17 protein-coding genes are annotated in these 21,338 nt (G+C 54.9%); 6 read left to right on the top strand and 11 right to left on the bottom strand.

Annotated features, from left to right (window positions below; translation table 11 throughout):
- Position 1 precedes the first annotated feature (1 nt).
- The 7 genes from tadA to M0R70_03065 form a co-directional block, all read right to left on the bottom strand.
- The gene (tadA, locus tag M0R70_03095) at positions 2-1,726 is read right to left on the bottom strand and encodes a Flp pilus assembly complex ATPase component TadA (GenBank protein ID MCK9418347.1); all 1,725 of its coding nucleotides are present in this window, start codon (positions 1,724-1,726) and stop codon (positions 2-4) included.
- Positions 1,723-2,913 (bottom strand): type II secretion system F family protein, encoded by a 1,191-nt coding sequence (locus M0R70_03090; GenBank protein MCK9418346.1) that lies wholly within the window; start codon positions 2,911-2,913, stop codon positions 1,723-1,725. Before M0R70_03090 ends, tadA begins: the two co-directional genes overlap by 4 nt.
- A 106-nt stretch (positions 2,914-3,019) precedes the next feature.
- On the bottom strand, positions 3,020-4,105 hold the full coding sequence (locus M0R70_03085) for a histone deacetylase (GenBank protein MCK9418345.1): 1,086 nt from the start codon (positions 4,103-4,105) through the stop codon (positions 3,020-3,022).
- 77 nt (positions 4,106-4,182) lie between these two features.
- Complete coding sequence (locus tag M0R70_03080) at positions 4,183-4,722, bottom strand: hypothetical protein (protein ID MCK9418344.1); 540 nt, start codon at positions 4,720-4,722, stop codon at positions 4,183-4,185.
- A 95-nt stretch (positions 4,723-4,817) separates the two neighbouring features.
- Complete coding sequence (locus tag M0R70_03075) at positions 4,818-5,153, bottom strand: hypothetical protein (GenBank protein MCK9418343.1); 336 nt, start codon at positions 5,151-5,153, stop codon at positions 4,818-4,820.
- 40 nt (positions 5,154-5,193) lie between these two features.
- Positions 5,194-5,709 carry an AmmeMemoRadiSam system protein A gene (amrA, locus tag M0R70_03070; GenBank protein MCK9418342.1) on the bottom strand — a complete coding sequence of 172 codons (516 nt, stop codon included), beginning with the start codon at positions 5,707-5,709 and terminating at the stop codon, positions 5,194-5,196.
- A gap of 55 nt (positions 5,710-5,764) precedes the next feature.
- Positions 5,765-6,748, bottom strand: coding sequence for a polyprenyl synthetase family protein (locus tag M0R70_03065; protein ID MCK9418341.1), 984 nt, complete (start codon positions 6,746-6,748; stop codon positions 5,765-5,767).
- 292 nt (positions 6,749-7,040) lie between these two features.
- Between M0R70_03065 and phnD the strand changes: the two genes are divergently transcribed.
- The 6 genes from phnD (at position 7,041) to M0R70_03035 (ending at position 15,993) form a co-directional block, all read left to right on the top strand.
- Positions 7,041-8,762, top strand: coding sequence for a phosphate/phosphite/phosphonate ABC transporter substrate-binding protein (gene phnD / locus M0R70_03060; GenBank protein MCK9418340.1), 1,722 nt, complete (start codon positions 7,041-7,043; stop codon positions 8,760-8,762).
- A 13-nt stretch (positions 8,763-8,775) separates the two neighbouring features.
- Positions 8,776-10,245 (top strand): ATP-binding protein, encoded by a 1,470-nt coding sequence (locus M0R70_03055; GenBank protein MCK9418339.1) that lies wholly within the window; start codon positions 8,776-8,778, stop codon positions 10,243-10,245.
- Between the two features lie 7 nt (positions 10,246-10,252).
- Entirely contained in the window at positions 10,253-11,593 is a 1,341-nt protein-coding gene (locus M0R70_03050) for a sigma-54 dependent transcriptional regulator (GenBank protein ID MCK9418338.1), read from the top strand.
- Between the two features lie 334 nt (positions 11,594-11,927).
- Entirely contained in the window at positions 11,928-12,311 is a 384-nt protein-coding gene (locus M0R70_03045; GenBank protein ID MCK9418337.1) for a hypothetical protein, read from the top strand.
- Between the two features lie 200 nt (positions 12,312-12,511).
- The gene (locus tag M0R70_03040; GenBank protein MCK9418336.1) at positions 12,512-15,385 is read left to right on the top strand and encodes a hypothetical protein; all 2,874 of its coding nucleotides are present in this window, start codon (positions 12,512-12,514) and stop codon (positions 15,383-15,385) included.
- 392 nt (positions 15,386-15,777) lie between these two features.
- Positions 15,778-15,993 carry a hypothetical protein gene (locus M0R70_03035; protein ID MCK9418335.1) on the top strand — a complete coding sequence of 72 codons (216 nt, stop codon included), beginning with the start codon at positions 15,778-15,780 and terminating at the stop codon, positions 15,991-15,993.
- Between the two features lie 438 nt (positions 15,994-16,431).
- On the opposite strand, the gene trpS is transcribed toward M0R70_03035, so the two are convergent.
- The 4 genes from trpS to M0R70_03015 form a co-directional block, all read right to left on the bottom strand.
- On the bottom strand, positions 16,432-17,415 hold the full coding sequence (gene trpS / locus M0R70_03030) for a tryptophan--tRNA ligase (protein MCK9418334.1): 984 nt from the start codon (positions 17,413-17,415) through the stop codon (positions 16,432-16,434).
- Between the two features lie 172 nt (positions 17,416-17,587).
- The gene (locus tag M0R70_03025; protein MCK9418333.1) at positions 17,588-18,265 is read right to left on the bottom strand and encodes a site-2 protease family protein; all 678 of its coding nucleotides are present in this window, start codon (positions 18,263-18,265) and stop codon (positions 17,588-17,590) included.
- A 283-nt stretch (positions 18,266-18,548) separates the two neighbouring features.
- Positions 18,549-20,474 (bottom strand): penicillin-binding protein activator, encoded by a 1,926-nt coding sequence (locus M0R70_03020; protein ID MCK9418332.1) that lies wholly within the window; start codon positions 20,472-20,474, stop codon positions 18,549-18,551.
- Positions 20,475-20,815: 341 nt separating this feature from the next.
- A partial coding sequence (locus tag M0R70_03015; GenBank protein MCK9418331.1) for a response regulator occupies positions 20,816-21,338 on the bottom strand: 523 nt, incomplete at its 5' end.

The raw sequence follows: 21,338 nt of genomic DNA, 5'->3' as shown, positions 1-21,338 counted from the left end.
CCTATTCTATGAACGTAACCCGGTTGATCTCCTTCAACGTCGTATCGCCTGCAAGAATTTTTGTGATTGCTGACTGGCGGAGCGTGGTCATGCCTTCCGCGAGGGCAGCCTTCCGGATCTCCGATGGCGGCCGTTTATCGAGGATCATTTCCCTGACGTGGTCGGAGAGGTCGAGGAATTCCGTGATGGCCTTCCTGCCCCGGAACCCGGTGTAATTGCATTCCTTGCATCCGCCGGCATCATAGAAGTTCCGGTCCTTGTATTTTTCGTAGTCCAGCGCCGATTCGTCGAGCTCTTTACGAGAGAGCCTGACCGGCTTTTTGCACCGGGGACAGAGGATCCTCACGAGCCGCTGCGCCAGGATGCAGTTGAGCGATGAAACGAAGTTGTAGGCCTCGATGCCCATGTTCAGGAAGCGGCCGAGCACGTCGAAGGCATTGTTCGCGTGCACCGTGGTGAAGACGAGGTGTCCGGTGAGCGCGGATTGCACGGCGATCTGGGCTGTCTCGGCGTCGCGGATCTCGCCGACCATGATCTTGTCCGGGTCGTGCCGCAGGATCGACCGGAGCCCGCGCGCGAAGGTGAGGCCTTTTTTCTCGTTCACCGGGATCTGCACCACGCCCCGGAGCTGGTACTCCACCGGGTCCTCGATCGTGATGAACTTGTCCTCGCCGGTGTTGATCTCCGTCAGGGCGGCGTAGAGGGTGGTGGTCTTGCCGCTTCCGGTCGGTCCGGTCACGAGAACCATGCCGTAGGGCTCGCGGATGCTTTTCCGGAATCTGCGCAGGTCGTTCTCGTCGAACCCGAGGCTCTCGAGCCTGAGCGTGTTGACCCCGGCGGTGATGGATTCCTTGTCCAGGATACGGATGCACATGTCCTCTCCGAAAGCGGAGGGCAGGATCGAAACACGAAAGTCGATCGTCTTGCCGCCGGTCCGGAGCTTGAACCTGCCGTCCTGCGGCACCCGGCGCTCGGCAATATCGAGGTCGCTCATGACCTTGATACGGGACACCATGGCGCTGTGGAACTTGATATCGATGGGCTCGGTGGCCGGATAGAGCACGCCGTCGATGCGATACTTGATCAGGACATTCTTGTCCGTGGATTCGATGTGGATGTCGCTTGCCCGGCGCTGGATGGCGTCGAAGATCGTCGTGTGCATGAGCCTGATGATCGGACTCTCGTCCTTGTCGATGCTCTCGATCGACAGGACTTCCTCTCCCTCGCCGTTCTCCTGTTCCTTGACGATATGAAACTTGAAATCCTCCGAGACCGCGTGCATGACCTGCTCCGAGCTGCCGCTTATCTTCAGGACGGCCTGGATGGCGGAGGGTGTGCTCACGCGGATCTCGATCTGCCGGTTCAGGATCATCTCGAGCTCATCGATGGCGGGGATGTTATTGGGATCGCTCATGGCCACGGTAAGCGTTTCGTCGGCATCTTCCATCGGTATGAACTGGTATCGTTGCATCAATTCGACGGGAATGGTTTCAAAGAATTTCGGCGTGACGCGGTAGTCCGTGAGGTCGGCGTAGCGCAGGTCGCGCTGCTCCGCGAGCGCCTGGGCCAGGACCACTTCGGTGATCAGACCCTCGTCCAGCAGACGTTCTCCGATGCGCTTCTCGCGTCCGTCAGGCCGGAGCAGGATCTCGTTGATCTGCTCCTGGGTAACAAGCCCCTTGGCCACGATGATATCGCATAACCGTTTTCTTCTGGACGATGTCATTTCAATCGCGCCCCCATTTCGAATATCGGAAGGTAAAGAGCCACCACGATGACGGCCATCACGAGCCCCATTGACAGCATCAGTACCGGCTCGATCATGGTCGTGAGCACCGACAGCCTGTTCTCGACCTCCTGGTCATAGAAATCCGCCACGTCCTCAAGCATCTGCGGAAGGTCGCCGGACGACTCTCCCACCTCGATCATGCGTATGGTCATATCCGGCGCGAGTTTGGTCCGCTCGAACGCATCGGCGAGGCTCACGCCCTCGGTTACGAGCGCCCGGGCTTCCGCCAATTGCCGGGCCATGACCCTGTTGCTGATCACTCCGGCGGTGGTGTCGAGGGCCTGCACCAGCGGGATGCCGCCCCGGAGCACTGTGGCGAGGGTCCGCGTGATCTGTGCGAGCAGGTACTGCAGCATCAGCGACCTGACAAGCGGTATCCTGAGCTTCAGGCCGTCGATCGTTTCTCTGCCCTTGTCCGTCTTCTGCCAGAGGTATATTCCCGTGCCCGCTCCCAGGAAACCGATGAAAAGAAACGGCGCGTATCGGGTGAGTCCCGAAGTGAACGCCACCAGCATCGCGGTCAAGAACGGGAGCGAGCCTGCCTGGTCGCTGTACATTTGGGTGAAATTGGGGATGATATAGAGGAAGAAGAGCAGGAGAACCGCTATCAGCGCGACGACCAGAAAGATCGGATACGCGAGCGACATCTTCAACTTGCTCAGCACGGAGATCATTCTTTTCTGATACGTAATGAAGCGTTTCAGCACGTCGACGAGTGCGCCGCTTTTTTCACCGGCCCGCACCGTGGAGGTGTAGAGGGGGGAGAAGTACGCCGGGTGCCGGGCCATGGCGTCCGAGAGCGCCAACCCGCCCTTGATATCGTGGATGACGCTCTCGAGGGTGCTCCGGAATCCCGGGTTTTCCGTTCGCTTGTGCAGCAGTTCGATCGACTGAAGGATGGGCAGACCCGCCTTTATGAGGGTGGAGAATTCCTGGTTGAAAATGAGGAAATTTTTTGAGCTTCCGCGTCCGCGCTGCAGTGACGAACGTTTTTTCTCAAGGCTCAGGATCAGGTAACCCCGGCCCTCGAGCTCCTGACGGAGTTCCGCGGCATCTTCTGCCACGGCCTCGTCAATGACCGAGGTTCCATCTTCGCGAACGGCTTTATAGGTGAAAAATGCCATACAATTATAATACCAGAAGAGAGCAACACAAGTCAACAAAACGTATGGCATCCAGGGTACATGCTGGGGGTGTTTTCAGCAAATGTGTTCCGGCGGGAGAGGGGAATTATTGCAGGCTTTTCCAGTATTTTTTATGAACGCTGACGATCCGCTCCATCACGCCATCGACGCCTGCTGACAAGGCGTCCTTTGGCGCGGGAGCGGGTCTGCCGAGAAGGGTCTGGAGCACGGCTCGCACCCCGTTCCGCAGGCCTTCGGGACTGTAACCGCCTTCGAGCGTGATCAGTACCCTGCCATCGCAGGTCCGGCGCGCGATATCCTGTATCAGTCCGGCAAGCGCGCCGAAGCCTTCCCCGGTCATTTTCATCCCCCCAAGCGGGTCCTTCACGAACGTGTCGAAGCCGGCGGATACGAGGATAAGTTCAGGCATATACTCGAGCGCGACGGGTTCGAGTATATTAGTATACACGGTAAGATAATCCGCGTCGCCGAACCCCGGGGGGAAAGGCGCGTTTATGGTGAAGCCCTCCCCCTTGCCGCTCCCGACCTCATTGAATCCGCCGCTGCCCGGATAATGAGGATACTGGTGGGAGGAAAAATAAAGGACACCCGGATCGTCATTGAACGCATGCTGGGTCCCGTTGCCGTGGTGCAGGTCCCAGTCCACGATCAGGATCCTTTTCAATCCATATTTCTCCTTTGCGTACTCCGCGGCGATCGCCACATTGTTGAAGAGGCAGAAACCCATGCCGCGGTCCGGCTCAGCGTGGTGGCCGGGGGGGCGGACGAAGGCGAAGATCGAGTGAGGAGCTTTGAATTCGGGACCACCCCTCACCCCAGCCCTCTCCCCTGATGGGAGAGGGGGCGTTCCGAGTAACGTATCCACTCCCTGGAGCAGGCCGCCGGCCGCAAGGCGGGCGATCTCGTAAGACCGCGCGGAAAGACCGGTATCAGGATCGAGCCGGGAGTGCATTCTCCCCTCGGTGTTCGCTACGGTCTGAATATAGAAGGGGTCGTGGACCAGGGCGAGTTCGCTCTCCGATGCGAAACGGGGAGGGATAAGCGGCAGACTGCTGAATTCCCGGTCAATGAGTTCGTGGATCACGCGCAGCCGGTCCGGGCTCTCGGGATGGCCGTCGCCGGGGTTGTGCTCCATATAACGGTCGTCTTTGATAAGCGCGAGGGATGACATTCTCTTAAGCTTCGCGAGAAGATCTCAACGTTCCAGTCGAAGAGGTCAGGTGGGATCCTTCTTCAGCCGGTGATCAGTCATTTTGTGTCCCGGTCCTGCGGTCTCGCGATCGGCGGCGGCGCCATTTCCTTGTAATTCGCGACACTCAGAGACTCAAGATACTTCTGCATCTGCGGCGGGTTCGGAAGCCTGGCCGGGAGCTTGGCATCCGGGGCGCAGATGGCAAGGACCGTCTTCACCAGGTCCCTGACGCTGAACTCCAGTATTTTCTGAACGGCTTTTGGAGAAGCCGAGACGATCAAGAGCGTGTTCTCACGGTACCATCCGTTCCCTTTCCGGGGGGACATGGGACCGCAGGGGATCTGTTCAGCATTTTTCGTCTGGATGCCCAGTTTCAGCCCGAATGCCGATACATCGGCCCGCAGCAACTGCAGGCCCTTGAATGCCGGGTTCGAGCAAATACCCGCCTTGCCCCAGCAGATGGGATCGAACCGGGCTATGTTGATTCCGCAGCAGTAGATGTAGGCCTTCGGCCCCAGTTCCGGCGCCTGGCGGATGATGATGTACAGATAATCATTCTTATATTCAAAGGAACGCACAGACTGCGGGTTTTTCATGATGAACTCCTTGTTCGCTATACTATAGAACAAATAAAAAGACACAGGGAATACCGCTGAACGAACATTGACGGGTCCCTGTGGCTGGTCGCAGACTACCGGGTCTTTTTTGACTTGGATGACTTCTTGGTCGTGCTTTTGGACGCGGTCTTTTTCACGACCGGCTTGGGTTTTGGCCTGGACTCGCACACCTGCAGTTTTTTCTTGAGATCATCGTTCATCAGACCCTGGTCTTTCAGCATCTGCTCGAGCTTGGCATTGTCCTGCCTGACCTGTTCGGTTTCCTGTCTGGCACTGTCACGTTCCTGTCTGGCTTTGTTCGCCGTATAAAAGCTCCAGATGAGGAGAATGGTCACCAGTACCCCGAGTGAAAGGAATATGAGCTTTGCCTTCTGTGCATCGTCTTTTTCGTTCCGATCCGGTCGTTCCATCAGTTTTTATGCCCTCCTAAAGTGAAAGATATTCGAAATATTATTGTTCATGATACCGTTTTACTTCAAACCGTGAAAGCTCTACCGGTGTTCCCGGCGGGATCCCGGCCTTCTGCATGGCGATGCTGATCTGATATTCCACGGTGTCCACGCCTTCGAGGTCAGGAAGAAGCAGGCCGCGGCGGCCTCCCGACCGCACGATCACCCCGTAGCGGCGGGGATCGAGTTCATCGGCATCCTGTATCCTTTCGGGAGGCGTGAGCACGTCCACCGAATACTCGAGGGTGTCCAGTTCTCCAACGCGCAATGCCGGAAAGCGGGGATCGCAGGTCGCGGCACTGATGGCATTTCGGACCACTTCGTGCGCCACATCGGGCTCTGTCGGCTGGAACGTGCCGATGCACCCCCGCAGCATGCCCCGGACCTTCAGGGATACGAAGACCCCGGCTTGCTCTTTCATTTCCGGAGTAAGATCCTCTTCACGTACCTGAAGTACCTTGTCCTCGCGGATGTAAAGCTCTATGGTGTCCTTCGCCAGTTTAACAAGAGGATGCATCAACGCTCCCGATGAACGACCAAGTTTGTAAGGGTCGTGAGCACCATGCGAGGCATCACATTTCCCGCTGCACCACGAAGTCGGCAAGCGCCAGGAGAGCCCGGCGCGGCATTGAATCGGGGAACACGGCGAGAGCGGCTTTCGCATCATTGGAAAGCGACTGCGCAACGCAAAGCGCTTCATCAACAGCGCCGTATTTCGTCATCAAGCCGAGCGTATACGTCAGATCGTCCTCGCTGACGGCGTCGGCATCCAGAATATTTCTCAGGTTGTCCCTCTCCCCGGCGTCCGCCTTGCGCATGAGGTAGATGAGGGGGAGGGTGACCTTGCCTTCATCCAGGTCCTTGCCGAGGACCTTGCCGAGCTGCTTCTGGTCGGCCGCGTAGTCAAGGGTGTCGTCGGTGATCTGGAACGAAAGTCCGAGCTTTTTGCCGTAGGCGGTGATGGCGTCCTCCTGCGAAAGCGGCGCCTTGCTGATGATCGCGCCGAGCCGGCACGCGGCTGAAATGAGCACTCCGGTCTTGCATTCCACGAGCCGGAAATATTCCGCCTCGGTGAGGTCCGCGTTCTGGATCTGGGTAAGCTGGAGGACCTCTCCCTCGGACATGGTGGTCGTGGTCTCGGACAGGACGTCCATGATGCGCTGATTCTGGATCCTGACTGCGTGATAGAGCGCCTTGGAGTAGAGGTAGTCGCCGACGAGAATGCTGGCCTGGTTCCCCCAGAGGGAGTTAGCGGAAGACCGGCCCCGTCGGACCTTGGCCTCATCAACAACATCATCGTGCAGGAGCGAGGAGGTGTGAATGTATTCCACGACGCTGCCGAGTATATATTCGGCGTTATGTTCGCGGCAGCCGCACAGCCGCGCCGAGAGCAGGAGCAGCAAGGGCCGGAACCGTTTTCCGCCGGCGCCGAGGATATATTTGCTGACCTGCTGGATGAGCGGAACGTCGGTGCCCAGGCTCTCATGGATCCGGTGTTCCATGCGCTCCATGTCGGACTTGTACTCTCTTAATATATCCTGAAGGGTTGTCGTCATGCGGTTTTTCCTGAGTGAAATCTGGATGAATAATAGGGGAGACGCCGGGTATTGTCAAGGGTTTTTGTGGATGGGATACACCGGGGAGAATAGAAAACAGATGGATCTCGCAGCGCGCAGCGCACATTGTCCATGAGCGGGGCACCATGATCGCGAACCCTCGCAGAAGCAGGCAGATCGTTGATATGTTTGCTCAAACAAAGCAGGAATGGTGTGTGCACACAGAAAAACGCTATAGACAAAATCTGAAACATCGTGCTAATATATCATCGCTAACATATCTGAACGGGGGGTGATTCTCATCAAGAGGAACAAACGTGACAACGGATTTCCATCACTGCTCGTAGTTCTCCTGTTCGTCCTTCTCGCCAATCTTACGCCGCTCGCGTATGCCGCAGAGCTTCCCCTTAAGATCGGCGTGGCCTCCATGATAACTCCTGTTGATTCGGTCAAATACTACCAGGACGTGATCGACTACATCGGAGAAGCTATCGGCCGGCCCGTCCAGATGGTCCACCGAAGAACGTATGCAGAAATGGACGCACTGCTTGAAAAAGGAGAAGTCAAGGTCGCGTTCATCTGCGCCGGTCCGTATGTCAAGGACCGCGAGCGCTTCGGCGTCGAATTGCTTGTCGCGCCGATCGTCCATGGAAAGTCCACCTATCACGCCTACATCATAGTCCATAGCGAAAGCTCAATCAGGTCCTTTGTGGAACTGAAGGGCAAGACCTTCGCGTTCACAGACCCCGAATCCAATACCGGGAAACTCTATCCGTCCTACCTGCTCTCAACCATGGGTACCGCACCGGAGAAGTTTTTTCAAAGTGTTCGTTACAGCTATAGCCACAACAAGTCCGTTGAGATGGTCGCGAAAAAGATGGTGGACGGCGCCGCCGTGCAGAGTCCTGTCTATGACTACATGCTGAAAACAGGCTCACCATTCGCCAAACAGACGAAAATAATCAAACGTTCTCCTCCCTACGGTAATCCTCCTGTGGTCGTCACGCGGAACATCGACCCGGTTTTGAAAGACAAGTTGAAAGAAGCCTTTCTCGGTATGGGGAAGAAGAGCAAAGGAAGGGCGATTCTCGAGGCCATGATGATCGACGGGTTCGTGAAAGTCCCTGATGGGAGCTACGACACGGTCCGTGCAATGGAGAAAGCGATAGTCGACGTTCCCATAACGGCATCGCACACGAAGGACAGAAAAACGGTCTCTGTTGGGGTCATTCCCTGTGAAAATCCCCGCATCATGTATGAACAGTACCAGCCGCTGCTCGACTACCTCGCCGACCATACCCCCTATGCCTATGAGTTGGTGTTGAAGAGAACGTATGAAGACACGCTCACTGCCCTGGGAAGCGGCGAAATGAACGTGGCCCTGCTGGGACCGCTGACCTATCTGGAGGCGCGCGCTCAATACGGCGCTGTCTGCTTTTTGAAGCCGAAAGGAGCGAACGGCGACGCTTCCTATCGGAGTGTGATCATCGTGAAAAAGGGGTCTGCGATCAGGAAGCTCTCCGAATTAAAGGGCAGGAGTTTTGCGTTTTCCGCTTCTAAATTCACATCAGAAAACCTTTTTCCCTGCTATCTCCTGGCAAACGCGGGGATACGGCTCGACGATTTTTCCCGATACGTTAACTACGACTACCACGATTCCGTGGTGAAGGCGGTTCTGAGGGGGCAACAGGACGCGGGTACGGTCCATGACTCCATTGCACGAAAATACAGCAGGCTCGGCATCGATGTTATTGCCGAATCCTCCCCGATCCCGACAGGACCTTTGGTGGCAGGACCGGGGACACCCGTTGACGTGATAGATACTATCAAGCGGGCGCTTCTCGCCTTAAGCCCGGACGATACAGGCCACCGAAAGATACTGCAAAAGCTTGACGAAGACTTGAAGAATGGCTTTACGGACGCGACGGATGCCGACTATGGCGACATTCGAGCCAGGATAAACGCCGTGCCCCGGACCTGCGGCCTGGGGTGCCATCCAAAAATACAATTGTGAGCCCGGTAAAAACATGAGAATCATAAACGTCTTTGAAAGATTGCGCCTGCAATCAAAATTCATTCTCATCACCACATTGGCTATCATACTCCTGATGGGTATTCTCGGCTATGTTTCCGTGGAACATGATAGGGCACTTCTGTATCGCGAGGTCGAACGGCAAAGTAAACAGCTCGGAGAGACTCTCGCCATTCCCATTCTGAACGACCTCATCTACGAACGGCTCGGACTGGTCGAGGAGGGCGGGCTCCGCGACAACTACATCATGGAGATATTTAACCGCCACGACCTGGATATTCTGTATCTGGTGGTCATCGACAAGGACGGCAGGGTCATATCCCACAATGACATCACGGAATACGGGAAGATCTATTCCGATCCTCTCACGGAAAAGGCGTTTTCATCGGAAAACACCATCATCCAGCGATTTGCAAGCAAGGGACACGCGGCACTTGACATCGGGGTCCCCCTATCGATCGGCAAAAAACGGTGGGGTACGCTCAAGATCGGCGTTTCGCTTGAAGAGGTCGAAAACAAGGTCATTGCCACGATACACGAGATCGTCCTGCTGACCCTGGTTCTTGTGGCTATCGGATTTTCCCTCATCCTGCTGCTCACCAGAGGATTCATCAATCCCATCACGCAGCTCGCGCGCACCATGGAGCAGACCGGCTGCGAAAATCTGGACGTCAAAGTCAACGTCAAGGGCCATGACGAACTGGCCATGCTGGGTGAGCGCTTCAACAGCATGATCGAGCGCCTTCAGCAGGCCAGAGAAGAACTCATGAAAACCGATGAAAAATTGATCCAGTCCGCGAAACTTGCATCCATAGGCACTCTCGCCTCAGGCGTGGCCCATGAGATTAATAATCCTCTCGCAGGTCTTTTCAACTGTGTCGAAATGCTTAAACAGAACGATGGCAATCCTGAATTGCGGGAGCGGTACCTCGGTCTCATAAAAGAAGGCCTTGACAGGATAGAAATAACGGTGAGCAAGCTGCTCTGGATGCCCCGGAAGTCCGAGCATGCGCTGAGGGACGTTAATGTCCTGGATGCCGTGGACAGCATCTATCCGTTTCTGGAATTTAAATTGCAAAAAGACAACGTCAAATTCGTCAATGAAATACCGCATGACCTTCAGGTAACCGTGGATCTCCACGATTTTCAGCAGATGATGATGAACCTCATGATCAACGCTGTTCAGGCAATGCAGAACGGAGGTCGTCTAACGGTCAGGGGGCATCAGGATGACGGCTCGATCAAGATCGATGTCCTTGACACGGGGACCGGCATAGCGCCGGAGGATGTCGGCAGCATATTCGACCCTTTTTTTACTACAAAACCGACCGGGGAAGGGACAGGCCTCGGCTTGTGGCTTACCTACGTTATTATGAAAAACTATAACGGTGAGCTCACCGTGGAAAGCGAAATGGGGAAAGGGAGCAGGTTCACCCTGAGCTTTCCCGCGGCCGTGAAAGGATGAAGTGAAGATGAATGCGGCGATCCTTGTCATAGAAGACGAAAAATTGATGCGCGTGACCATTGAGGATTCGCTCAAAGCGTCGGGCTACCGTGTTACTACCTGTGAGAACGGCTTGGAAGGCCTTGACACATTCAAGGAGGGTCTTTTCGACGTGGTGGTGACGGATATCCGGCTTCCTGACAAGAACGGACTTGACATCCTTGAGGCTATCGTTCGGTTGTCCGACGTGCCCGTGATCGTCATGACCGCCTTCGGGACCATTAAAGACGCTGTTGAGGCCATGAGACTCGGCGCTTTCGACTTCATCACCAAACCGTTCTCCCTGGACGAGTTCCGTTTGCTCATCGAACGGTCTTTGGAAATGAAGAGGCTCCGGGACGACAACATCCGTCTGAGAAAGGACCTCAATCGTTATTTCAGCCTTCCCAACATAATCGGCGAAAGCGCCGCAATGAAGAAGGTATTTTCACTGATCGAGAAGGTTGCGGCAACGGATTCCACGGTGTTGATCCTCGGAGAGAGCGGGACCGGCAAGGAGCTGGTCGCGACAACAATACACTACCAGAGCGCCCGGAAGGACAAGCCGCTTATCAAGATCAACTGCGCGGTCCTGCCGGAGACACTCATTGAGAGCGAGCTGTTCGGACACGAAAGGGGCGCATTTACCGGTGCAATCAGGAGAAAACCGGGCAGGTTCGAGCTGGCGAATGGCGGGTCGATCTTTCTTGATGAGATCGGGGATCTGCCGCTCTCTACGCAAATAAGACTGTTGCGGGTGATCCAGGAGAGGACCTTTGAGCGTGTGGGCGGGACCGAAACGCTGCATATAGATGTGCGGGTGCTGACGGCAACGAATAAAAATCTTGAAGACGAAGTAAAGTCCGGGCGCTTTCGGGAAGACCTGTATTACCGCTTGCATGTGATCCCTGTCGTCATCCCTGCTCTCCGGGAGCGGAGAGAGGACATCCCCGCGCTCGTCGATTTCGCCCTTGGCAAATACCGGGACAAGACCGCGAAAACCTTGCGTGTCTCAAAGGACGCCATGACGGCGCTCCTGCAGTATGACTATCCCGGTAATGTGAGAGAGCTGGAGAATATCGTGGAATGGGGCGCTACCCTGGCGGCCTCAGATATAATAGAGAAGGACGATCTTCCTTCAGTTATTTTCAAGAAATCCGAAAGCAGTGGGTCTTTGTCCCTGGCGAAAGTTGCGGCTGGAGCAGAGAAGGAGCACATCATCCGCATCCTTGCGATCGCGCAGGGAAACAAAACAAAGGCAGCGGAGTTGCTCGGCATCAGCCGGAAAACCCTCTGGGGAAAAATAAACACCTACCGTTTAAAGGCATAAATCGCAGGAACCATACCTCATCCAAGCACCTACCGAACGAGCTGTCTTCCCATTGCCATATCATCACAACATTTACGAACTATAAAACCGTTACGAAAACGTAACAATGCGTGAATTACACGGTGTTTAATATAATACAGTTATATTAGATAGATATTGATATTATCCCACCAAAGTGTTACTCAGACGTAACAATCATAGTAATATAACTCATTGTTAATTTAGGTGTTAGTAACGGCATTAAACTTGTATACAGTATTGCTTAGTCATATTGTAACTTTAACTTATTAGCTTTTTTATATTTATATTGAATATTAATTGAAAGTAGAACCTCATGATGATAAACAATGTTATCAGTTTTGATTGTCAGTTGAGAATGAAATGCAGGCTGCTGTTCCTCGCTGTTTTTGCCATATCGCCAATCGTTGACGCCTATGCGGATTCTTTGTGTTCTTCTCACGCTATCTTTAATGACCTCAATGACGAAGATTCGCCCGTCAGCATGAATGACCTGAAACTGAATGATGCCCGCAAAGCCATCCAGTCACTGAACCGCGCATCCAGGCAGAATCATGATACTCGCGCGCTCTTGCTGTGTTCCCCGGCAACAGATGGCCCGGCTGGTCGTATTACAAGACCGCAGTTGCCCGCAAAAGATAGTTGTTCTTTCCAACGATGTTCCCTTGCGTCTTCCGGTTGCTCGCCTCCCGTCATCTAAATTAATATTTCAGTGCCTGCCGACATGGAAGTTATTCACTGAATGCTGCTGGTAGTTTCAACATACGACTGTGAAGTCCGTGCGGAGCGGTTCTCGCGCCATACCACCATGGCATAGTTATCATTTTGAGAGAAGGGAGGTGGACGTTTAATTACATTGGAGTGATTTGGTATAAACAAAAACAAATAAAGGAGAATAACATGAAGAAAGTGATATTTGCAGCTCTGATTCTTGTCTGTGCAATCGCGTTCGTGAGCTGGATAATCGGGACGCCCACGGCAGACGCAAGAAGTGCGTATTACACTGAAATGGGGTGCGAGGCCTGCCACGGCGCGAGCGACACGTGCAACGGCTGTCATTCGCACGGCACCCATTCATCGAGTTCAAAAACTGATATCTACCTCACCGGTACTACGAACAAAACCTCCTATAACGCCGGTGAAACAGTGAGCGTCACCATCGACGGCGGATATAAAACGGGATGGGTACGCGCTATCCTCTATAATCAAACGATGACACAAGTAGCGATAAGCAAGGGTACCATAGCCTCGGGCGCAAGCGCGCCGAGCGACGGCCCGGGCTTCCCCATCACGCTGTCCGCACCCGCACCAACTGCAGCCGGGACGTATACATGGAACGTTTCCTGGTACGGCAACAAGTATGATGCGGCAGGAGCTTATTTCCAGCCCAATTGTTCAAGCTCTGTCACCACCAATTGCTGGAAGGCCTCGACCAATGCCAACCATGGAGAAGCAATCCGCGCCACCAACTCCTTCACGGTGGTAAGCACCCCCTGTACGAGAAACGCCCCGACGGTGACCTTCAATACAGCTTCCCAGACCGTGAGTGCCGGAGGGACTGTTACGTACACGGCGACTGTGACCAACAAAGACACCGCTACGTGCAGCAACTCCACATTTGCGCTTTCGATAGCATCCGAGACGGGCACTGCGGCCAACTTCGTATTGCCGTCAACGCTCTCGGCATCAAGCCCGAATCCGTGCGCCCTGGCGCCCGGAGGCACCTGCATAACCACCCTTTCGGTCAAGGCGCAAACCGCTGCCACGGCCGGAGCGACCGATGTTACCACGGTTAGGGCTGCTGATACTACAAATCACGGCACCCTTCCCGGAACAGGCTCTGTCACAACCACGGTGGCAAGCGCGAGTTCGACTTACATATTGACCGTTGCTTCTGTGAATCCGGCCAGCGGCGTCAACATCACCGTCAGCCCTCGCGACGTCAATAGAAAGACGAGCGGGACAACGACGTTTACCCGGACCTATACCAACGGCACGGTTGTGACCCTTACCGCGCCTGCAACATCAACCGGGGGTAATTTCTTAAAATGGCAGAAAAATGGAGTCGATTATGCCGCCACCGCGAAGACTACCGTCACCATGAGCGCCGCTACAACAATGACGGCGGCGTTCGGCTCACCTCCCACGGCGGAAAAGTGTCAGGACGGAATCGACAATGATCAGGATGGATCGATCGACTGCGCTGATTCTGATTGCGTTGCTGATGCCTCATGCACCGGCGCGGCAAATTCAGCGCACGCCGGCATCAACGCATATAACGGACCCACGACGTGCATCGCCTGCCACAGCACAGCGGGGACGCAGGTGATGAATTCAATGCATGGCTCCTGGAGCGGTCCCACGCCGAATGTCACCAATATTTCCGGAAACTCCGGCAAGTGGAAACAGACGAACAACTACTGCACTGATCCGGAATTGGCCGACTACGGCTGTGTGAAATGCCATGTTACCACAGCAGCAAAGGTGCTGAACAATGATGGCATGGTGGACTTGTCAGTGAAAAATCTGAACGCGAATGAAATGGACTGTCTGATATGTCATCAGACCAATTATTATTCAACCTTTACGCCGACCTCCTCAAGGACTTTCACTTCATGCGTAGACGGCTCGGTTCGTTCTTACATGGTACCCGTGGCGGAAGCCGACGGCAAGATTCATAAAGCAATACGTCTGGACCTCGCGCCGGCGGGCACGACCGTGCTTGCTCTTGCCAGGACCGCGCATCGGCCGAATAACGCCACCTGCGTAACGAAATGCCATGCGGCGGCGGGCGGCGCCGACGGCGTCAAGCGCGGCGATATCGATTCTACGATGGCGAATCCTCCGGTAACCACGGATATCCATCTCAGCTCCGCGGGCACTGCAAAACTGACCTGCACCTCCTGCCATGCCGGCACGGGCCATCAGATCCCCGGTCGCGGCAATGACATGCGGGGCGAGGACACCGGCGCCGTGATAAAAAAATGCGTTGATTGCCATACCTCGATGGCCGGCACAGGCGGCCACGGGACATCCACAGCGAATCGAGCGGCCGCCGACAGGCATATCGCCCACGTTGACTGCACCGCCTGTCACATCGATTCTTACGGCAAAGGCATACCAACGGAAATGAGCCGTGACTGGACCAAACCGATGTGGAGCGCCGGCGGATGCGAAGGCCAGGGCGCCTGGGTCGGAACATCGGTGAAAGCATCCAAAGTTCTTCCGGAATACCGATTCTGGAACAAGACCAGCTGGGTCTACGACCGGAATGGCAGCTTCGGATTGACTACCGATCTTATCGACGGCGGGCTCGCCTTCTCCTATCCACTTGGCGGCATCAATGACGGCAAACTCTATCCGTTCAAGGTGCATACGTCCAACAACCCGATGGATGACGGCTCCGGCAAGACCAACTTTGATGTTTTGAAAATGTTCATGACCGGCTGCTTTGACGAGGCGGCTGTTTCGGGCCTGTCATATATCGGCGAGCGGGGTACGTACACCTGGAAGAGCAACAAGGCCTTCCAGCTGATCACCCACGGTGTTGTCGCGAAAACAGAGGGCAATAACTGCGCAAAATGCCATAGCGGTACGCTTGATACGAGCACGGTCTCGAAGCTGGACAAGCTCGGATACAAAACAGCGAAACCGACATCAGACCTGTGTAATGACTGTCATAGCCTTAGAACTCAGACTAACCACTACACGTTACATGACACACATAGAAATAATGGCACCGGCTGCTCCGGCTGCCACAGTTTCACGCGCTAGAGCGAAGTGATTCTGCGAGACAGGTAAAGAGCAAGGAGTTGTAATAAAATTCCTGGAGTACATTTTAGGCGGGTGGGCATAGTGCCCACCCGCTTTTTTATGTGCGCCCAGCATGGGCGCACTCTTGTGGGTGTAAGTCCCACCGTAAGTTGATCACGACGAACGAAGCGAAGCGCAACTGCATGAGGGCGACCGAGTGTGGGGAGGAAGCGCGGAGCGAAGCTGCGAGCCGATGAACAAGAACCGGATAGAAGGCGTTGCCGAGCAGGGCGAGCGGGCATAAAACCGAGAAGCTCTCGTGGTCAAGGCAAGGCGGCGTAGATCCGGCGGTTGTACAGCGAAGGAGTGCGTTCTTACCTGGGGAGATCTCGCCTCATGGCTGAAAGGCCGACGTGGCGACACGGAGCGAGAAGTCAGCAGAGGCCGTAGTAGCTGCCAGCAGGGAGCGAAGGGCCGAACGAGAAGGGGTGTTCAAGGACATACCGATGGTGCACGCAAGGCGTCAGAAGTCCGCATCAGCGGAGCGGTCAGGGGAAGCGCCCGGTGAAGCCGGGAGAGAACCGGACAGCGACGAAGCGGGCACCCCGCGGCATGAACCGAGAGCATAGGGCAACCTCAACTTCTCGAACCGCCAGGTGCGGACCCGCATGCCGGGTGGTGTGGCAGGGGAGCGGCCTTCATGGCCGCCCCCTATGCCGATCAATAGTCCATTCAATTTGTATAAGCGAATAGAGCGCCCATGGGTGCATTTCACTTATTGGCTGTCCCCTGTTTGGGGCAGCCAATTTATTGTGTACGACCTTCCGGACTCAAACAGAATTGGCCCGTCGGTGATATGACGGGCCATTCCGTGATGAACAACAATTGTTCGTCTTATTTACGGAGAACGACGTGAGCCTAAATGGTCCTGTATCTCATCCCCGAATGATGGTATTGGGGATATGATCCTGTTCATTTGCCCTCAAGCAAAACCGGATGCTTCCTGGCTTAAAGCATACCGGGGCAGGCTTATAAATTCTCGGGAATAACAGGAGAAAGAGGGCAGGCTACAATTTCATCGCCTCATTGGCCTCGGCTAATGTCCTGGCGGCAATGACGCGGGCTTTGCGCGAACCCTCCTGGATGATTTCAGATATCTTCTTTGGATGAGCCAATAGCTCTTTCCGTTGATCCTGAATAGGCTTGAGATAGGTGAGAAGATGCTTTAACAGTTCTCTCTTATCATCCACGCACCCGATGCCGGCGCGCGGGCACTCAACAGTAACATGATCGCACCACTCTTTTGGGGCGAATATTTTATTGAGGGCAAAAAGCGGGCAGATATCGGGATTACCGGGATCCTGTCTGCGGACACGCGCCGGGTCCGTGATCATCTGCATCACTTTTTTAGTGATGGCTTCAGGGCTGTCGGAAAGGTAGAGACAGTTGTTGTAGCTCTTGCTCATCTTGCGGCCGTCCGTGCCCGGCAGCTTGGGGTACTCCGTCATGAGCGGCTGAGGCTCGGGGAAGACCCCGCCGTAGAGCTGGTTGAACCTGCGGCAGATCTCCCGCGTGAGTTCCAGGTGAGGGAGCTGGTCGATGCCGACCGGCACGAAATGCGCCTTGTAGATGAGGATGTCGGCGGCCTGGAGCACGGGATAGCCGAGAAAACCGTAGGTGTTCATGTCCCGGTCCTGGATCTGGTCCATCTTTTCCTTGTACGACGGAACGCGTTCGAGCCAGGGGAGGGGCGTTGACATGGACAACAACACATGAAGCACGGCATGTTCGGGCACAAGCGACTGCTGAAAGAGCACTGACTTCTCCGGATCGAGCCCGGCCGCGAGCCAGTCGATCACCATCTCGCGGCTATGCGCGCGAATGTTCGACGTGTCGGCGTAGTTCGTGGTGAGCGCGTGCCAGTCCGCGATGAAGTAGTAACACTCGTATTGGTCCTGGAGCCTGCGCCAGTTGTCCAGGGCGCCCATGAGGTTCCCGAGGTGCAGGAGACCGCTCGGCTGCATTCCGCTTAAGACACGTTGTTTAGACATTAAAAAACCCTCTTTGTTTAACCACTGATGGACATCCCCGATTAAACCATTCGGGGACAGGCTTATTAACACGGATAAAGATCAAATCTTAACTTAGAAATATCGCTGCGCAAAGAGTCAGCTAAACTTATTTCTGGCCCCTGAACTATGAACTTTGAACCCTGAACCCGTCTTAAAAAATATCCCCGCCGAGCAATAGCGACAGGATCGGCCGGAGGACAGGCGTCATGATCTTTCCGAGCGCACCGAACATGATGAGCGCCATGAGAATGAGCGTGCCATAGGGCTCGAGCCGGTAGTAGACGGCCGCTGGTTTGTCAGGGAGGAGCCAGTACACAACCCTGCTCCCATCGAGCGGCGGGATGGGGATCATGTTCAGTACGGCAAGCACGACATTGATGACGACCCCGTAACCCAGCATCAGGGTGATGGGCAGCGCAAACCACTCCCATGAAGCCTTGGGGAACAGGGGTTCCAGCGGAGGCACGGCGACGCGCAGGAGAAAAGAGAACGTCAATGCCATGATCACGTTGATCCCCGGCCCGGCAAGCGATGAGAAGGCCATGTCCTTTTTTGGGTTTTTGAAGTTATACGGATTGATCGGTACCGGTTTGGCGTAGCCGAACACCATCTTGCCGTTCGTGATCACAAAGAGGAGGAGCGGCATGATGATCGTGCCGAAGAGATCGATATGCGATATGGGGTTCAGCGTGAGCCTGCCCATGCTGCGGGCTGTGTTGTCGCCGAGCTTGTTCGCAACCCAGCCATGCGCCACTTCATGCAGCACGATGGCGAATATGAGCGGCGGGGCCATGATTACGATCTTTTGTATAATAGTCAGTTCATCCATAATATTTTATCCGGTCTTATCCTGCCCGTGGTATTTAATTGCTTATGCCTATTTCATCGACAACGGATTGTCTATAGTTGGATTTTCTTATGTTCTTATTGAGTTGTAGGGCTACCCTTCAGGGTTGCGGTTTTTCGGTGTCAGCAAGGCTGAAGCCTTGCCCTACAATGGCGTTTAATTCAAACAGCACCAAAGTGGCCATATCTTCCTTTTGGTTCCCGCCTGTCCCGGTTAGGCTATTATCATCCGGCCAAATAAATCCGTCGGGATTTAATATACGTCGCTATTTTCCGTTGGTGTACGGCGCGAACTTCCCGTCCTGAATCGTAATGATGAATAGTTTCTTCAGCGCCTCGCCGTTTCCCGGGAACGTGATCGTACCCGAGATTCCGGGATAGTCCTTCATCGCGAGCAGGCCGTCCCTGATTGCCTGTGGCGTGTCCTTGCGCTCTTTCAGGAGCGAGAGGACCATCATGGCCGCGTCGTAGGCCTGGGCCGCGAGAATGTCCGGCTCTTCCTGGTATGCAGAACGGTAGGCCTCGATGACCGGCTTGATCAACGGGTCCGTACTCTCGGGAAAGAACCCGTCTATGAAGACCGCTCCCTCAGCATGCCGGTCGGCCCGCTCGATCAGGTCCGGCGTATGCCAGTTGTTCGACCCGATCATAACGATGCCCTTGATATTGTAAAAGGCGAGCTGGGGGATGAGCAATCCGACCTTCTCGGCATGGCCGGGGAGGTACAGGGCATCGAAGCTCGGCAGATACTCATTGAAGAGCTTTTTCCTCTCGAGGTCGTCCTCCGGAATGATTATCTTCCGGGAGCGAAGATCGGTCTCGATGATCTTTCTCACATACGGGCCGAAGTCCTTTACGTCAGGCGGATAGGCTATGACAGCGAGGATCTCGGCCTTCTGTTCCAGGTCCCTGGCGAAGAGGCGCGCCAGGTCCCTGCCATAGGCATCATCGGGGTGGACGATCACGAACTTTTTAAGGTTGAGCCCAAGCGCGAACTGGGCGGCTGCCGTTGCCTGGATGGAATTCGTCAGGGCGTTTCGAAACAGCCAGGGACTGATCGTTCCGAGACCTTCGCCCGAGGCTGCGGGCGTGATTACGGGGATCTTCAGCTTTTCAAGGGAGGGAACGAGCGCTTCCGCCTCCTTGGTCAGCAAAGGCCCGATGGCCGCCACGATGTTTTTGGATGAGAGCTCGGCGAGCGCTGCCACGGTTTTTTCGGGAGAACCTTCGGTGTCCTTCACCAGAAGTTCCACCCGGTCATCGGGGGCCTGGAGATTATACGTATGCACCGCGAGCTGGATGCCCTTCAGCACCCGGTCTCCGAAAAAGGCAAGCTGGCCCGATTGGGGCAGGAGCGCGGCCAGATGGTATCTTGGCGAGGAGAGCCCGGAGGTGGCCTCATTCAGGAGCATTTCCCCCCGCATTCTCTCGGGGTGAGCAGGAAATTTTTCGAGGAAGTCCCTGCTCACCGATATGGCTTCCCGGTACTGCCGCTGTTCGATCATGAGTGCAGCCAACCGCAACCGGGCGATGTCAGCGGGATACGAGGAGCCATCAGCAAGGGTCCTGAGTTCCTCTTCCGCCAGGTTCCTGTCAACGATCTCCCGGATCCTGTCACGGTATCCGGTTTTCTGGCGTTCGTTCTGCGCAATCTCGGTGAGCGACAAGAGCTCCTTCACCGCAGGCAGAAAGTTCTTTTTTGTCACATACGCGGCGGAGAGGACCTCCGCGCTGCGCTTGAGCTGCGCCGGATCAATGACCTTGCTCCGGTCCTCAAGGTTGGCAATGGCGAGGTCATATTCCTTGAGCTCAAAGTAGCATAGTCCGAGTTTGTAGCGCGCCAGGACAATGAACGAAGACGAGGGGAATTTCTCGATGATATCCTTGTAATAGCTCAGCGCCTGCGGGTAGTCTCGCTGCGTAAAACGGATCTCGCCCAGAAGATAGAGCGCCCGGTCCCGGTGTTTGCTTTCCGGGAAACGGGAGAAAAAAACATCCACGGTCTTCGAGGACTGCTCGTACTGTTTTTTGGAGAACAGGGAGTCGGCCTGGTCGAGGAGTTCGCGGGCATTTTTTTCCCATGTTGGTTCCGGTGACAGTTTGGGAGCGCAACCCGCGGGAATCAGCACAGACAAACAGAGTAGTACGGGCAGGATAAATGCGGCTGTACAACGAATACGCCTGAACGGCATGTGCTAGTTCCCTTTTTTTGCCACAGCCTCGGCTTTTGCCGCCTTGGTCTTGATTTTCAGGGTTTCGTCTTTGCGTTTACGTTTGCGTTTCAGTTCCTTCTGTCTCTCACGCATGGGATGGTTCTCCTTTCAATGAAAAGTCGTATCGTAAGCCTGCACACTATAGCCAAAGTGGACGTGTTTGTCAATCCTTGTTTGTCGGCAGGGCATCCCGGAATCCCCGGCTTACTTAATGCCGGGGCAGGCTCTTCGGGAATGATGGATCAGCGGGAATGCCACGCTTCAAAGCTTCGCGCGTCTCCGTCAAGTTCTGAACGGAAATAACAGGCACGCTTTTTCTCTCAGGTATCCAGGACATTCCGCACCATTCGCAGGAGTTCAGCAGGGGCAACGGGTTTTGAAATAAAATTCAGGTCTTTTTCAAGGATCCCTTTTTTATGAATGATGTTTGCGGTATAGCCGCTCATGAACAGCGCTTTTATCACAGGATGGGTCTTGCGGATTTCCTCGTATACCGCCTTGCCGTCTTTCTTCGGCATTATCACGTCAAGGAGAAGGAGACGGATGCTGCTTTCATTCTCCTTGAACTTGTTCAGCGCTTCCTCGCCGTCCTCCGCTTCGATGACCGTATAACCGGCCTCCTCAAGCACGTTTTTCGTGAGTTTTCTGACATCTGCATCGTCTTCCGACAGCAGGATGGACTCCACTCCGCCCATCATACTCGTATGTTCTCTTGATTTTGTTTCTTCATCAGCCGCTGCTTTTACCAGCGGCAGATATATTTTGAATGTTGTTCCCCTCCCGGATTCACTATAGACATTGATATGGCCCTTATGCTGCTTTATCATCCCATATACCATTGAG

The sequence above is a fragment of the Nitrospirota bacterium genome (assembly GCA_023229435.1).
Taxonomy (GTDB): domain Bacteria; phylum Nitrospirota; class UBA9217; order UBA9217; family UBA9217; genus JALNZF01.
The sequence above is the reverse complement of the archived record's forward strand: the minus strand, read 5'-3'. Positions and strand labels throughout refer to the sequence as shown.